The 16,166-nt window shown below is 72.7% G+C and carries 4 protein-coding genes; 1 reads left to right on the forward strand and 3 read right to left on the reverse strand.

The window, feature by feature from the left end:
* On the reverse strand, window positions 1-5,633 hold a 5,633-nt coding region (locus IEY86_RS31560; RefSeq protein ID WP_189135344.1), incomplete at its 3' end, for a type I polyketide synthase.
* Window positions 5,634-7,058: 1,425 nt separating this feature from the next.
* On the opposite strand from IEY86_RS31560, the gene IEY86_RS31565 reads away from it, so the two are divergent.
* Window positions 7,059-7,562 carry an IPT/TIG domain-containing protein gene (locus IEY86_RS31565; RefSeq protein ID WP_189135345.1) on the forward strand — a complete coding sequence of 168 codons (504 nt, stop codon included), beginning with the start codon at window positions 7,059-7,061 and terminating at the stop codon, window positions 7,560-7,562.
* 207 nt (window positions 7,563-7,769) lie between these two features.
* Here the strand turns inward: IEY86_RS31565 and IEY86_RS31570 are convergent, their stop codons facing one another.
* A complete protein-coding gene (locus IEY86_RS31570; protein ID WP_229698936.1) occupies window positions 7,770-8,249 on the reverse strand; it encodes an ATP-binding protein in 480 nt (159 codons plus the stop codon).
* Window positions 8,250-8,594: 345 nt separating this feature from the next.
* Window positions 8,595-14,969, reverse strand: a complete 6,375-nt coding sequence (locus IEY86_RS31575; protein ID WP_189135346.1) for a type I polyketide synthase — start codon at window positions 14,967-14,969, stop codon at window positions 8,595-8,597.
* Between the last annotated feature and the right edge of the window lie 1,197 nt (window positions 14,970-16,166).

Raw genomic sequence — 16,166 nt, forward strand, 5'->3', positions numbered from 1 at the left:
AGGGCAAAACGCTTCCCGGCGACCACCGAGGGCAGCTCCACGGGATCGCCCGCGGGTCCGAGCGGCACCGGAAGCATCCTGAACCGGAGGGGTGCCTGAGCCCGTTCGGGAAGGGCCGCCCGACCGACCGCCGAAGACCCGGCGAGCGACGAAGCCGCACCGGCAGGCGCACCGGCAGCCCCACCGGCAGGCGCACCGGCAGGCGCACCGGCAGCCGCAGGCGGGGGCGAGGGAGCCGGTGGCTCGGCCGGGGCGGTCAGCCGGGCGGTCAGCCACCCGCTCACCTCGGCCGCCGTCCGCGCCCTGGACAGCTCCTCCAACTCCCCGTCGCCGAGCCCGGCAGCGCCCATGTCGCTCCCGACACCGAGCCGTGCGGCCAGCTCACCGGCGATCTCCGCCCGCTTGATGGAGTCGATGCTCAGATCGGCCTCCAGGTCCAGATCGGGTTCGATCATGTCGACGGGATAGCCGGTCCGTTCACCGATGATCTCCAGCACGGACCGCAGCACATCCGCCTGCGTGACCGCGGCGGGAGCCACGGGCGCCGTGTCGGCGCCGGACGGCCGCGCGGCTGCCGCCGCCTCTCCCGCAAGGCCCGGTGAGGAGGACTCGACCGGCGACGCCGGGAGGGACTCGACCGGCAGCGGCCTCGTCCGCTCGCCGACCTCCACCACCGGGGGCGAACCGGTGCCGGAGTCCGGGGCGGCACCCAAGTAGGTGAGCAGGACGTCCCGTTGGGCCGCCACCATCTCCCGGCCGGTCCGCAGGAACTCCGAGACCAGCGCCTCGCGGTCGGCCCGGCCGCCGTCCGAGGGGTGGGAACGGACCACGTCAGCCTCCGCGATGCGTCGGGCCGGCGCGAGCGCGCCGGGCAGGAGTCGGCCGTCCGCGGTGCGGACGAGATGTCCGTCCACGGTCCATCCGGGGGTGCTGGGCCGCGCCGCGCGGCTCGCGTCCACCGTGTCGCGCCCCCGGAACATCCAGGCGGTGCGCACGGGGACCCCGGAGACGGCCAGGTGGGCGAGGGCGTCCAGGAAGCCGCGAAGCCCGCTGCCGGGACGTGGCTCACAGGCGGCGGCGCGGTGCGGGCGGTCGCCGAGCACCGACTCGACCAGCCGGGTGAGCACCGTGCCCGGTCCGGCCTCGACGAACACTCGGGCGCCGGCCCGGTACATCGCCTCGATCTGCTCGGCGAAGCGGACCGGTGCGCCGATCTGGGCGGCGAGTTCCGCGCGGACCGCGTCGGGCTCCCGCGGGTACACCTCCGCGGTGCGGTTGGACCACACGGGCACCTCGGGTGTCCGCACGGGCGTGGTGCGCAGCGCCTTTGCGAATCGCCCGCCCGCCCCCGAGACCAGGGGGCTGTGGAAGGCGCAGGCGACGGGCAGCCGTTTCGCCCCGTACCCGGCGGCACGCAGCACCCGTACCGCCTCGTCGAGGGCTTCGGTGGGTCCGGACAGGACGTTCTGGAGCGGTGCGTTGCGGTTCGCCAGCACGACCCGACCGTCCAGGTCCGCCTCGCGCAGCGCTCGTTCGATGTCCTCGGCGCCGGCCGGCACCGCTGCCATGGCCCCCGGGTCACGACCGGTGGCGCCCAGGATCGCCTCGGCGCGTTCCGCGCTCAGTTCCAGCAGGCTCCGCGGACCGATGGCGCCCGCCGCGCACAGCGCGACCAGTTCGCCGTAGCTGTGCCCGGCCGCCAGGTCCGGCCGCACACCGGCCCTCACCAGCAGGTCGTGGACGGCGAGCCCGACCATGCCCAGGGCGGGCTGGGCCACCCGGGTGTCCATGATCCGGGAGCGCTGCTCGTCCTGCCCCGAGGAGCCGAACGCGGCCGGAGGGTGGAGCGCCTCGGCGCAGGCGCCGCCGAGTTCGAGGTAGTGCTGGAGCTCGGGGAAGGCGACGAAGTACTCCGCGAGCATGCCGGGGCGCTGGCTGCCCTGGCCGGGGAAGAGGAAGGCGATCCCGCCTTCACCGGGACGGAAGGCGTCGCCCGCCGCCGCAGGGCCCGCGAGGTGAACGCCCGAGCCGGGGTCGTGCTCGCCCGCGAGCGCCTGGCGCAGCCGGCGGCCGAGCCCTTCCAGGTCCCCCGCGACCACGGCCGCCTGCACCGGATGCCGACCTGTACCGCCGTCGCAGGAGGCCGCGTGGGCGAGGTCGCGCAGCCGCCAGGGGGTCGCGCCGGTCCCGTCGGCCTCCAGGAGCGCCAGCGTCTTCTCCATGGACCGTCGGGCCGCGGCGTGGTCGGCGCCGCGGAAGAGGAACAGCTCGGCGGGCCATTCGTCGAACCCGTGCGGCACCGGGGCCGCCTTGTCGTGGGCGGCGAGCACCACATGGAAGTTGGTGCCGCCGAAGCCGAACGCGCTGACCCCGGCGACCCGTTGGGCGGGGGGAGCCGCCCACGGACTGGCCTCGGTGTGGAAGGCGAACGGGCTCGTCCGCGGCCGCCATGCCGGGTTGGGCTGCCGCAACTGGGAGGTCGGCGGTTTCACCCCGGTGTGCAGCGCCATGGCCGTTCTGATCAGGCCCGCCAGGCCAGCGGCGCATTTGGTGTGGCCGATCTGCGACTTGACCGAACCGAGGGCGCAGCCGCCCGCCGCGGCCCCGGCCTCGGTGAACACCTCGGTGAGGACGGCGAGTTCGGTGCGGTCCCCGACGACCGTTCCGGTGCCGTGGGCCTCGACCAGCCCCACGTCGGCGGGGCAGACACCGGCGTTGCGGTACGCCCGCTCCAGGGCCGCTCGCTGGCCCCGGGGACTCGGTGCGGTCAGACCGAGGGAGCGGCCGTCGCTGGAGCTGCCGACTCCCTTGATGACGCCGTAGATTCGGTCGCCGTCGCGCTCGGCGTCCGCCAGCCGTTTGAGTACGACGCAGGCGACGCCTTCGCCCAGGGCGATCCCGTCCGCCTCGCTGTCGAAGGCGCGGCAGCGGCCCGTCGGGGAGAGCGCGTGCACGGAGGAGAAGAGGACGTAGTCGTTGATCCCGTTGTGCAGGTCGGCGCCTCCGCACAGCACCAGATCGCTGGTGCCGGCGGTGAGTTCCTTGCAGGCGACGTCGACGGCGGCGAGCGAGGACGCGCAGGCGGCGTCAACGGTGTAGTTGGCTCCACCGAGGTCGAGGCGGTTGGCGATCCGCCCGGAGATCACATTGGCCAGCATGCCGGGGAAGGAGTCCTCGGTGAGCGTCGGCAACTGCTCGTCCAGGCCCTCGGGCACCCGGCCGAAGTAGGAGCGAAGCGCGGGCCGCAGCCCGGTGGCCTGGGACAGGTCGCTGCCCGCCTCGGCGCCGAAGACGACGGATGTCCGGGAGCGGTCGAACCCCGCGGCGCAGCCGCCGTGCCCGGCGTCCTCGAGAGCCCTCCGGGCGACCTCCAGGGCGAGGAGCTGGACGGGTTCGATACTTCCCAGGGATGCGGGCGGGATGCCGTAGCGCAAGGGGTCGAAGGCGATCCCGGGGAGGAAGCCGCCCCACTTCGACGCGGTGGCGCCGCCGCCCTCGGCCGACCAGTGGACGGCGGGATCCCAGCGTTCGGCGGGTACCTCGGTGATCGTGTCGGTGCCGCGCAGGGTGTTGGCCCAGAACTCGGCGAGGTCCGCGGCCTGCGGGAAGACGCACGCCATGCCGACCACCGCGACATCGAGCGCGGCGGGGGCCTCGGCATCGTCGGCCGGCGCGGCGGGGCGGATGCCCCACTGCTCGCGCAGCGCGGCCGCGCGTTGGCCGAAGTGGTCGGCGGCACCCGGGGCCGCCGACCGGTGCAGATCGCGGATGGTGGTGGTGGCGGAGCGCAGCACCGCCACGTCACCGGCCATGAACATCCCCTCGGCGAGCCGGCGGCCCTCGTCGACGCCCACCAGTTCCTCACCGCGCCGCTCGACGCCCTTGCTGGCGATCCGCAGCCGGCCGACATTGAGCCGCTCCAGGCCCTCCCAGAGCTCGCGGCCGGTCAGCCCCCTGCCCCGCATTTCCTCGCGCACCCTCGGGAAGGCGTCGGTGAAGGGGCTGGGCACACAGCGGGTGGCGTGTCCGGGAGCGGTCTCGAGCAGGGCGGTACTCGTCGCCCTCATCACCTGGCTCTGGAACCGAGCGGTCACGGCCGCGTGCTCCACGGCCTCCCGGGTGAACAGGTAGGCGGTCCCCATGAGGACACCGACGGCGGCACCGCGCGCGGTCAGCGGAGCGGCCAGAGCGGCCACCATGGCGGAGGAGCGCTCGTCATGGATACCACCCGCGAAGAACACCTCGAGGCGGTCGGCCGTGCCCTCGTCCGCCGAGTCGAGGAAGTCCTCCAGCACCGCCGACTGGGCCTCCCACAGCGTAAAGCTCGTCCTGGGGCCCACATGGCCACCGCATTCGGAGCCCTCGAAGACGAACCTCCTGGCCCCGGCGTTCAGGAACTGCCGCAGCAGGCCCGGTGAGGGGACATGCAGGAACGTCCTGACACCCACCCGGTCCAGGGCCTCGGCCTGCGACGGACGTCCGCCGGCGATGATGGCGTGGGAGGGCCTCAGCTCGCGGACGGCTTCGAGCTGGGCGCTCCTGGTCTCCTCTGGTGCGAACCCCAGCACGCCCACGCCCCAGGGCCTTTCACCGAGAGCGGCTCGGGTCTGCTCCAGCATCGAGCGGGTCTGCTCGGGGCCGGCGAGCGCGAGCGCGATGAACGGCAGGGCGCCCTCCTCGGCGACCGCGGCGGCGAACCGCGCCTGGTCGCTGACCCTGGTCATCGGACCCTGGGCGATGGGCAGCCGGGTGCCGAGGGCGCGGCTCATCGGTGATCCGGAGCGCAGGGCACGGGCGGCCGAGTCGTCGACGATCGCGTTCCGCACGGCGGTCCGCACACCTCGCACGGCGCGGGCCGTATCGCCCCACAGTTCGGCGAACCGGGCCGCGAGGAAGCCGTCCTGGCCCACCGGCAACGACTGGGCGGGGGAGTCCTCGGCGCCCGGCGTGTGCGGGCCGCGGTTCATCAGCACCCGGTGCCCGGCCACGAGGACCGTCTCGGAGCCGTCCATCGGCCGGATCGCCGCCGCTGTCTCCTCCGCGAGGTCGGACTCGGCGAGAAGCGCCAACTGGGTGTCCAGGACAACCCCGGCCGCCCCGCCGACCACGGCCGCGGCCGCTGTCCGGGGACCGATGCCTCCGCAGGCCCAGACCGGCACCGTGACGCCGGGGTCGGCGAGGAGCCGCTGCACCAGCACGAAGGTGCTGAGGTCGCCGACCCGGCCACCGCTCTCGCAACCGCGGGCAACGAGGCCGTGGGCGCCCGCCTCGACCGCTTCCAGCGCCTCGTCCGGGCCGGTCACCTCCACCAGCACCCGGTGGGGCGCGGCGACTTCGCCGACCCGCCAGGCCGAGCCGACGCCGAGCATCACGGTGCTCGGGCCGCCATGGGAGGGCGCCGGCAGGCAATCGGGGGCGAGCAGCCGGCAGCGGGAGGAGACGCGGACGCCGAACGGGCCGGTCGACCATCGGCGCAAACGTTCCAGCGCCTCGCGCGCCCGGCGGTCACCGGCGCCGAGGTCGAGTACGCCGAGTCCGCCCGCACGGCTCACAGCGGTGGCGAGCCGGGCGTCCGGCTCGCCGAACGGACTGATACCCATGATGAGATCGACGATTTGCCCGGGCGATGTCATGATTCTCCGAAGAAATCGATGACGCAGAGTGGGGGGAATTGCGGGCACGCCTGTGACGCATCGACTTACGGGACTTGCGGGGAGTTGAGTTTCGTCGCGCGGCCGGTACGGAGACCGGCGGGAAGGTGATGAAGTTAGCAGTGAGGTTACCGGTCGGTCAACGGTGGCGGTGCCGAGGGCGGAACGGGAATCCCCGTGTCGGGTGACCTGTACGCCGGTGCGCGGAAAAGACGGATGATATTCATGCCGAAGGCGCGCGGAATGAATAGTCGGACCCTTGGGCGCTGTCCGACCGTTTCACTCCGCGCTCATGGCGCGGAGCGCATGGAGTACTTCCGCGAGGAGTATTTCAATGCGGCTTCCTGGCGGTATGTCCAGTTCAATGGCTCTTGATGATGTGGGGGGCATATGTCGCCACCCCCAACCAGCCGCGGGCATGGGGCGGCGCGGTACCCGCCCGGGGGGCGGAAACCGTTCTGACGCTATGTCAAATCATGTTGCCGCAGAAATCAAGAGCCGGTCGTGATGCCGTTCGCCCGACGCCGGGCTCGCGCGTCCGTGCGGGGACACTTGAGGGCGACGCCACGGGACGTCACGCCTCCGTGTAGGTCATGAGGACGACCACCGCTGCCGGGACCGCGATCACGAAGGCGGGCGAGTCGCGCGCGTCCGCCGGCCGTGGACCGGTGTGCGGGAACGGCCCGTCGACCCCCACCCGCGCGCCCGACACCTCGCGCCGGGGGATGCCGCCGGGGATCCGGATCAGTGTCTCTTTGAGTTGCAGGCAATCGATTTCCAGCCAGTCCGGCGCCCTCGCGGCACGAGCGAGCCTGGCCCGCCGCGGGGCGCCTTGGCGTTCCTGGACGCGTGAGGGTCACCTGCCTGGCGGCGTCGTTTCAGCTCCCTGGTGCGGTGGGGCGGCCGCCCGGGGCGGCCGCGGAGCAGGCGCCGAGGCACGGGCCCGAACCGCGTGGGCAGCCGGGCGCCGGCGGTGGCGCCCCGCGGGCCGGGACGGGGCGCGACCTCGCCGCCTCGGAAAGGCCCGAGCTGGTGACGGCGGGTCACCCGCGTCGGTCGGCTCGGGTTCATCGCGCGGCTCGAGCCGCCGTGCCCGGGGGTTGATTCGTTATGTGCGGGGTGGCTTCCGCGCCCCCTGTTTCCTTTCGTTCGGATGTTTGAACGGCGTGCGTCCGCTCTGATCAGGCCGGAATGCGGGTGCTTTCGTAAGGCCCTTCCTATTCCTCTTCCCAGACCCGCGTATTCACGATGATCATACAAGTTTCTTTCTGAAGACTGATAATCCGTCAGCTACCTATTGGGGCATTGTGGGTCGAGTGTCGTGCTTTTACCTTTTAGTCAGGTGGGCCCCGCGACCTGGCCGGCAGGCCGTTCGGGTCAGATACGGCACTCCGAAAGGGAACTCTCATGGCATCGCCTATTCTCCTGGCTCTAGTGCCCTCGCAGGGCCCGACCGCCGGAGGCAATACGGTCACCATCATCGGAATTGGCCTCTCGGGGGCCACCTCGGTGCTTTTCGGGGGCACCCCCGCAATCACCTACACCGTCCAATTCGACGGGGCCATCATCGCCACCGTCCCCGCGGGGACGGGGACCGTGCCCGTCACGGTGACCACGCCGGGCGGCACCAGCAACTCGCTCAACTACACCTACCAGGCTGCGGTGGCGCCGGTGATCCTGGCGCTCGTCCCGCCGTTCGGCCTGGGTGTGGGCGGCGTTCCGGTGCTGATCGTCGGCAACCACCTGACCTCGGCCACGGCGGTACTGTTCGGCTCCACCCCGGCGACCAGCTTCACCGTCCTCGGTGACGGCGCCATTTTGGCGACCTCGCCGCCCGGATCGGGCACGGTGTCGGTCACCGTGGTCTCACCCGCCGGTGTCAGCAACCCGGCCGCCTTCACCTACATCTAGGGGAGTCCGGCCACGCACCGTCCGAGCTCCAACCGGCTCCGCGCCGGTTGGAGCTCGTTGCGCGCACACCGGGTTCAAGGGCGCCGGGTTCAAGCGCGCCGGGTTCAGGGGAGCCGGGTTCAGGGGTGCGGGTTCGAGCGTGCCGGGTTCGAGCGTGCCGGGTTCATGGGCGCCGGGGCCCAGGGCGCTCGGGGTCCTTGGCGCAGCTCAGCTCAGCGAGGGGGTGATCGGCACCGCCGCCCAGACCGCGCAGCTGCCGTCGGTCCCGAACTGCGTGCCCCACCCCTGCACGGACTCGGCGATCAACGCGAGCCCGCGGCCGTGATCGGCGTCCCTGTCGGCGCTGTTCAGTCGTGGCACGGACGAAGTCCTTGCCTGGTCACGGACCTCGACGAGCACCAGTCCGCCCGACTTCCACAGGGAGCCGGTGATACGGGTGCTTTCGGAGTGCCTGATCGCGTTGGTCAACAGCTCCGACAGGACGAGCAGGGTCAGATACCGCGCGCCCTCGTCGTGCACCTGCTCCGCGTCGAGCCATGCCCGCGCGAGTCGGCGGCATATGGGGACCGCCCGGTCCACCGGGGGTGTGGAGAAGGAGGTGGGACCACCCGCCGGCCAGCCTCCCGCGAGATCGAGCGAGTGCTCCCCGTCGAGCCACTCGTCGAGCTTCCGGGGCGTCGGGTCCATTCCTGACCGCGCTGTCGTCGGGGTTGACATGGCTACCTCTCCCATTGGCTGGGGAACACGGTGTCGGCCCTTTCCGGGACAGGTCTCACTTTTCCCTATTGGACCCGAAAATACGTTCCTTGAGGAAGGCGCGAAAAGGTAGCGAATGAATGAGCCGGAGCTTAGCGGATCATAGTAAGAGCGCTGCTGAAGAAATCCCGTGGACAATGTATCAACGTTTTCCGCCCCGTGGGTGCGCCTTTGTCGGAATGCGTTCCGTCGTAAATCCGTGCCCGCGTCGGCCGAGACGCCGTTCACACCGTCGTGCCAAGGCATCGGCTCACGCGGCGGTACCAGGACGCCGGCCTACGCCGTCGGTTCAAGGCCCATGCGCTGGGCCAGCCCTTCGACGAGGGCCGCCACCGTGGGGTGCTTCAGCAGGAAGTCGGCCGTGAGTTCGACTCCCAGCGCGGATTCGAGGCGCCCGCGCAGTTCCATGGCCGCCAGTGAGCCGAAATCCAGAGCCTTCAGCGGCGTCGCCGGATCCGGGGCGGCGCTTTTCCATCCCAGCACGGCACGGATCTGGGCGCACAGAAATGCCTCCAGGGCTGCGCGGCGGGCCGCTCCCGCGGGAAGGGAACGCAGACGCGCGCGGATGCCGGAAGTCCCCGCGGACCCTTCATCGGCCGGCGCGCCACCGGGCAGGAGGAGAGCGAAGAACGACGAGTGCCGACCGGAAGGAGGGACCCACGCGCTCGGCTCCCCGGGAATCACCCCGGTCTGCACACGCCGGTGCGCCAGCAGGGTGCCGAGCGCCCGCAGCCCCTGGGCGGTGGAGATCGTCCCGTGGCCGCGCCCCGGGACGCCGGTGGCGGCGCCGGTGCGGGCCCAGGGCCCCCAGTTGACGGCGAGGGTGGGCAGTCCGCGCGCGGAGCGCCAGGCGGCGAAGGCGTCGAGCCAGGAGTTCGCGGCGGCGTAGCAGCCCTGGCCGGGATTGCCCAGCAGTGAGGCGGTCGAGGAGAACACGGCGAACCAGTCGAGCGCGTACCCGGCGGTGGCGTGGTGCAACTGCCAGGCTCCGTCGACCTTGGGCGCCCACACCCGTTCCAGCTGCCCGTCGCGGATGTCGGCGATCGCCGCGTCCTCGAGGACCATGGCGCTGTGCAGGACACCGCACAGCGGTGTCTGGTCGGCGGTGGCGGTGGACACCAGGCGTTCGGCGACCCCCGGTTCGGCGACGTCGCCGAGGACGACCGTGATCCGGGTGCCGCCGCAGGACAGCTCCCCCAGGGCCTGCGAGGTGGCGGGGGAGGGGGAGGTGCGTCCGTTGACGACGAGGTGCCCGGCACCCTCGGAGGCCAGCCGCCGGGCGGTCTCGAGACCGAGGCCGCGCAGGCCGCCGGTGATGATGTAGGCGCCCCCCGTACGAACGGTCAGCGGTCCCTCGGGCAGCACCGCGGCGGTCCTGCCGTGGTCCGGGACGGTGAGCACCAGTTTGCCGATGTGGCCCGCGCCTGCCATGAGGCGGAGGACGTCTGCGGCCTCGGACAGCGGGTACGTCGTGCAGTGCAGCGGTTTGAGGCGGCCCTCCGCGAACTCGTCGAGCACCTCGCGCAGCATCGCGGCGAACACCCGCGGCCTGTCCGACTGGAGTTCGGCGAGGTCGACGGCGCTCATGGTGATGTTGTGCCGCAGCGGCGACAGTCCCAGGGGCGCGTCGGAGAGGATGTCGCGCACCCCCAGTTCGACGAAGCGTCCGAAGGGGCGCAGGGTCCGCAGTCCGGCGCGGATCGCGGCCCCGGGCAGGGAGTTGAGAACGACGTCGACTCCCTCACCCCCGGTCGCCTCCAGGGTCCGCTCGGTGAAGTCCAGGGACCGGGAGTCCATGACATGGGTGATCCCCATGCCGTGCAGATAGCGGCGCTTGTCCTCGCTGCCGACGGTGGCCAGCACCTCGGCGCCCAGCCGCCGGGCGACCGCGACGGCGGCCAGGCCCGTGCCGCCGGTCGCCGAATGGATGAGCACCCTTTCCCCCGCGGTGAGCCGCCCTATGTGGCGCAGGGCGTACCAGGCGGTGAGGAACGCGATCGGCAGCCCCGCCGCCGCGACGGGGCCGAGTCCGGCCGGGACCGGTGCGACGGCGGCCGCGGGCACGGTGGTGAACGAGCCGAAGGCACCGCCTCGGAGGTCGACCGCCAGAACGAGGTCGCCCTCGCGGACGTGGTCGACGCCGGGGCCGACCGCGGTGACCGCACCGGCGCACTCGCAGCCGATCCGGTGGCCGCTCCCCTCCTGGGCACCGGGCAGGAGTCCCATCGCGGTGAGCACGTCGCGGAAGTTCACGCCCGCGGCCTCGACACGCAGTTCGACCTCGCCCGCCGCGGGGGTGCGCCGACCGGTTGCGGCCATCTCCAGGCTTCCCAGGTCGCCGGGACGGCCCACCCGCAGCCGGAACCCGTCCGTGCCGTAGCGCACGGTGCAGGCGGTGGCGGCGGCCCGCTCCGAACGCGACAGCGGGGCGTGGGCCAGCCGGGCGACATGGCGGTCGCCGCCGCGCAGGGCGACCTCGTCGTCACCGCCGTCGCACAGCAGTTCCTCGGCGACGTCGTTCAGATCCGCGTCGCCTGGATCGGCGTCCACCAGCGTGGCGCGCAGCCCGGGGTGCTCCAGCGTCAGGACACGGACGACGCCCCGCAGCGAGCTCTGTCCCAGGTCCACGGCGTCGCCGTCCTCCACGGCGCGGGCGCCTCGGGTGACCGCGTAAAGACGCGGCGGCTCGGTGGAGCCCGCCGAGAGCGCCTGGGCGACACCGAGCAGCCGTCGGGTCCGCCGCAGCGCGTCCACCGTCGGATCCCCGCCCGCGTCCGTCGCCGGGTCCCCGCTCGTGGACGGCCCCGCACCGCACAGCAGGACGACGGCCCGAGGGGTCGCCGAGGGCACCGCGAGGCGGTCGGCGAGACGGTCCCTGAGCGTGCCGAGCCGGACGTCGCGCACCGGCTCGTCCCACACCTCCGTCCTCGCGCCGGCCGAGTGCAGGGCGCCGGCCAGAGCACGGGCCGAGCCGTCGGACTCACCTATGACCAGCCAGACCCCCGACGCGTCCTCCCGCGGCGGCCGGGGCCGCGGGGCACGGTGCCAGCCGATGTCGAGGAACCACGCGTCGGCCTCGTCGTCGTCACGCCGGCGGTGCCGTGCGAACCGCAGGCCGTCGATCGACAGCACCGGCCTGCCCGTCTCGTCCAGCAGGCGCACATGGCCCACGATGGCCTCGGCCGTCGTCCCCGTCACCCGGGCATGGCAGTACACCGCCGCCGTGGGATCCCCCAGGACGCGGACCGACTCCATGTGCACGGGCAGGACGGGGCCGCGGCCCGACTCCTGGATCAGCCCCGCGACGACGACTTGCGCGCACAGGTCGACCAGGACCGGATGGACCCGCAGCGCATGCCCCGGAGCACGCGCCGCCGCCGGGACCTCCACACGGGCCCAGAAGCTGTCACCCAGGCGTGACGCGTGCAGGTCCAGCACCCCCTGGAACGCCGGACCGTGCTCCAGGCCGCGGGCGCTCAGGGTGTCGTACAGCGCGGCCGGGCCGAGGGTGAGCGGATGGCGCAGCGTGAGGGTCTGCACCGGAGCCGAGTGGGGGTCGGAGGGCAGGGGGAGAAGGCGCAGCACGCAGGTGGAAAGGCGGGTCCAGGAGCCGTCGTCGCCGCGCCCGAGGATCTCGCACTCGGCGCTGTCGGGGGCGATCAGGGTCACCGTGGTGCTGATCTCGGTCCGCTCTCCGAGCCGCAGCGGCTCCAGGAACCGTATGCCGGTGACCTCGACGGACCTCGGGGAGGCGTCGAAGACCTGGCAGGCGGCGGTCAGCGCGACGGCGTGGTGGACCGCCCCCGCGAGGACCGGTGCGCCGTGCACCCGGTGGTCGGCCAGCCACGGCAGGGCGGCCGTGCCGGCGTCCGCGCGCCAGCAGTGCCGGACGGGTTCGCCGGGCACCTCCACATGGCTGCCCGACAGCGCACCCCCGCGCCGGCCCGGCCCGGCTCCTGGTGCCTTCGGCTCGACGGCGGCGGCCTCGACCCAGTGGGGCTTGCGGTCGAAGGCGATGGTGGGTACGTCGGCGAGGTCCCCGTCCCCGTACAGCACCGACCAGTCGACGGCCGCCCCCGCGCAGTGCAGCGCGGCCAGCTGCCCGCGGAAGGTGGCCGGTTCGTCCTCGTCACGGCGCAGTGTCGGCAGGACCACCGCGTCGTCCACCAGATCGCGCAGGCCGCGGACGACCGAGTGCGTGACGACCGGGTGCGGTGAGACCTCCACGTACACCAGGTGACCGTCCCGCGCGGCGGCGGCCACCGCCGTGGTGAACCGGACCGGCGCCCGCAGATTGGCGCACCAGTAGTCGGCGTCGAAGGCGGGCACGCCACGGGGATCGTCCAGCACCGTGGAGTAGAACGGCACCTCGGGCCGACGCGGCGCGATTGCCTCGAGCGAGTCGCGCAGAGGCGCCAGCAGGGGCTCGACCTGCGGGGAGTGCGAGGCCACGTCGACGGCGACCAGCGATGTCGGGACACCGCAGGACTGCCATGCGCAGACCAGCCGCTCCACCTGCGCGGTCTCACCCGCCACGACCGTGGAGTCGGGCGCGGACAGGACCGCGAGCCCCACCGACCCCGAGGCGCCGGAGGCGGCGAGTTCGGCCTCGACCGCCGCCGCGTCCAGTGCGACGCTCGCCATCGTGCCCTCGCCGGCGATCCGCGTCATCAGCGCCGAGCGGCGGCAGATCACCCTGACGCCGTCGGCGGGCGACAGGGCCCCCGCCACCACCGCCGCCGCCACCTCGCCCATGGAGTGGCCGATGACCGCCGCGGGTTCGACACCGTGGGCGCGCCAGGTCGCGGCCAGGGCGATCTGCAGGGCGAACAGCACCGGCTGCACGCGCGCGCATCCCCGCACCCGCTCACCACCGCGCACGACCTCGAGCACGGAGAACCCGGCCTCCCGAGCGATCAGTGGATCGAGTGCGGCCAGAGCCGACGCGAAGGCGCTCTCGCACGCCAGCATCGCCCGCCCCATGCCCGCCCACTGCGAACCCTGCCCCGAGAACACCCACACCGGCCGGCTCGGGACCGCGGAGCGCACCTCCCCGGTGACCACCGTCCCGGACTCGGCCCGCCGCGCCGCGAACGCCCGCAGAGCGCGGCTGAGTTCGCCGTGCGAGCGGGCGGTCACCGCGAGGCGGCCGCGACCCGGGCTGCGCCGTAGCGCGAGGGTGTGCGCGATGTCGCGCAGCGGGACGGCCGCGCCGTCGTTCTCGACCCACTCGGCCAGCCGCACGGCGGCGGACGGGAGCGCCGCGGAGGAACCCGCGGGAACGAGGAACACCTCGGGCGCCACGGGCGCCGGCTGCCGCTGCCTCGGCACACGCCGGCTCATCCGCCCCGGGGGCGCCTGCTCCAGCACCACATGCGCATGGGTCCCCGCGGATCCGAAGGAGGAGACCGCGGCCAGCCGCGACCTCGTCCGCAGCGGCCACCGGGTGGGCTCGGTCGGCACGAACAGGCGGGTCCCCACGGCGGTGATGGCCGGATTCCAGCGGTTGAAGTGGAGATTGGGCGGGACGATCGCGTGCTGGAGGCACATGACGGCCTTGATCAGGCCGGTGACGCCGGCCGCCGGCTCCAGATGGCCCACGTTGGTCTTCACCGACGTCAGGGCGCAGCGGCCGGGGCCGCTGCCGTAGACCCGGGCGAGACCGGCGAACTCCACCGGGTCCGCATCCGGGGCGCCGGTGCCGTGCGCCTCCACCATCGCGACGTCGCGAGGATCGCATCCGGCGCGGGCGAGGGCCTGCTCGAGCAGGGCCCGCTGGGCGGAGGCGCAAGGGGCGGCCGATCCGTGGCGGCGGCGCCCCTCCTGGTTCACCGCCGATCCGCGGACGACCGCGAGCACGCGGTCGCGGTCCCGCACCGCGTCCTCGAGGCGTTTGAGCACGACCGCCGCGCAGCCCTCGCCTCGTACGAAGCCGTCGGCCGCCGCGTCGAAGGCGCGGCAGCGCCCGGTGGGGGAGAGCGGGCCGGCCCCGGACAAGGGCTGCGCGGTCCTGTCCCGGAGCATCAGGGTGACCCCGGCGGCCAGAGCGAGCCCGCACTCGCCCGCCCGCAGCGACTGGCAGGCCAGATGGAGCGCCACCAGGGACGACGAGCCCCCGGTGTCCACCGCCATGGAGGGACCGCGCAGCCCCAGCAGACGGGAGATCCGTCCGACCGCGGCGCTCCGCTCGTTGGCCGGGACGGCCCCGTCGAACTCCTGGAGCCGTTCGGTGAGGCGGTCGTTGTAGTCGCCGCGGCCGAGGCCGGCGAACACGCCCGTCGGGGTGCCGTCGAGCCGTTCGGGCGGCAGCCCGGCGTGCTCCAGCGCCTCCCAGACCACCTCGAGGAGCAAGCGGTGCTGAGGGTCGAGTGCGTCCGCCTCGGGCCCGGGCACTGCGAAGAAGTCGGCGTCGAAGCCCGACACATCGTCCAGGTATCCGCCCCATCGCGGTGCCTCGCCGTCCGGCCGTCCCGGTGCGATGCCGGGCCCCGACCCGGTCCGCTCGGGCGGGGGACGGCCGACCGCGTCCCGGCCGTCGACCAGCAGTCGCCACAGCGCCGCCGGGCAGTCCACGCCGCCGGGAAGCCGGCATCCCATGCCGACCACCGCTACCGCTCCGGTGGCGCCCGATGCGTGCAGGTGTTGGCTCATCACCGTCTCCATGACGTTCCGCGGCCCGCGCGGCCGCATGGGTGGTCGTGCTGAAAGGGCGCCCCCCGGGAGGGTGCAGAGAACGACCGTGAATTCCGAATGATTCAACGTCGACCATGTTGTCCACTCCGCGATGAATGCGCGGTGGCGTCATCGGTGGACGGGCAGGAGCTCTCTGTTGAATTCGGTGCACTCCCGAGTGAATTCAAGGCGCTCGTGCCCATTGTGCCGGGGGATATCGGGCGGGCCACCGGCAGGGAAATGAAATTGATCGGGGCATGACATCATCTCTGCGCTTGGAGCGGCAAGGTCCATGAGCGCCGACAGGCCTTCACCGCGCAAAGAACCCTACGCGGGCAATGATGCATGCGAAAGGTGGTGAAATGTCCGAAAGTAGTGATGGGTGTGCCCGGAGGCGCACTTTTCGAGGGGGCGCGCACATGGTGCGGCGGAGTGCTTCCGGGTTTCATCCCGCAAACGGGTGGCGGGGTCGCTCCATTGGTAGTTTCACATTATATAATGCTTGGTACTGATAGCCATTTTCAAGCGGTTTCCCTGGGTAAAAGTACCGTGCCCCTGCTTCACGGGGAAGGGTATGTCCGCGAGGTGTGAAGGGAATACGGGACAGGCGCTCCCGGGTGGTGGCGGCCACGGGATCGCCGACGCCGGTCCGACGGCCTCCGGGGCGTCGGCACCCGCTCCGACCGGCCCGAAGGCGCCGACGGTGGCCTCGCCGCCGAACGCCTCCGGGCGCGCCGGACGAGGAGGACCCGCTGAACCCGCTCGCGGTGACCTCCTCGAGGGCGTGCGGCCCTCGGTCCGAAGGGTGACGAACTCCAAGGGGCCACACCAGCCGGCACCGACGAGCGGCACCGGCTGGCGGATCCAACTCCTTTACCGGGGGCGCCCATTGCGGCTCACGGCCGCACCGCCGATCAGACTCTCAGGTGGGTCAGCGGGTAGGCCGGTTGCCACAACCCCCGGAAAGGATGGGCAGCCCACCGGTTGGATGCGACCAGTAACGCACCCAAGCGAATATGCCGACAACAACTCTGGCGGGAAGTCACCCGAATGGCAGAGCGCACGGGAATTGTGCTGTTTTACGCACCACGCTGTGTGCGAGCCCCCGGTGTTGCGTCGCGCCCCTTGCCCATGAACCGCTCTTTGGCAGAGCAATGCGCATACTACCGGCCTCTT

It is taken from the genome of Wenjunlia tyrosinilytica (assembly GCF_014646055.1).
Classification (GTDB): domain Bacteria; phylum Actinomycetota; class Actinomycetes; order Streptomycetales; family Streptomycetaceae; genus Wenjunlia; species Wenjunlia tyrosinilytica.

What these genes read in the sequence shown, in the direction of transcription:
- IEY86_RS31565 (WP_189135345.1), top strand. Translation starts at nt 7,059, where the DNA reads ATGGCATCGCCTATTCTCCTGGCTCTAGTGCCCTCGCAGGGCCCGACC.
- IEY86_RS31570 (WP_229698936.1), bottom strand. Translation starts at nt 8,249, where the DNA reads ATGGACCCGACGCCCCGGAAGCTCGACGAGTGGCTCGACGGGGAGCAC.
- IEY86_RS31575 (WP_189135346.1), bottom strand. Translation starts at nt 14,969, where the DNA reads ATGAGCCAACACCTGCACGCATCGGGCGCCACCGGAGCGGTAGCGGTG.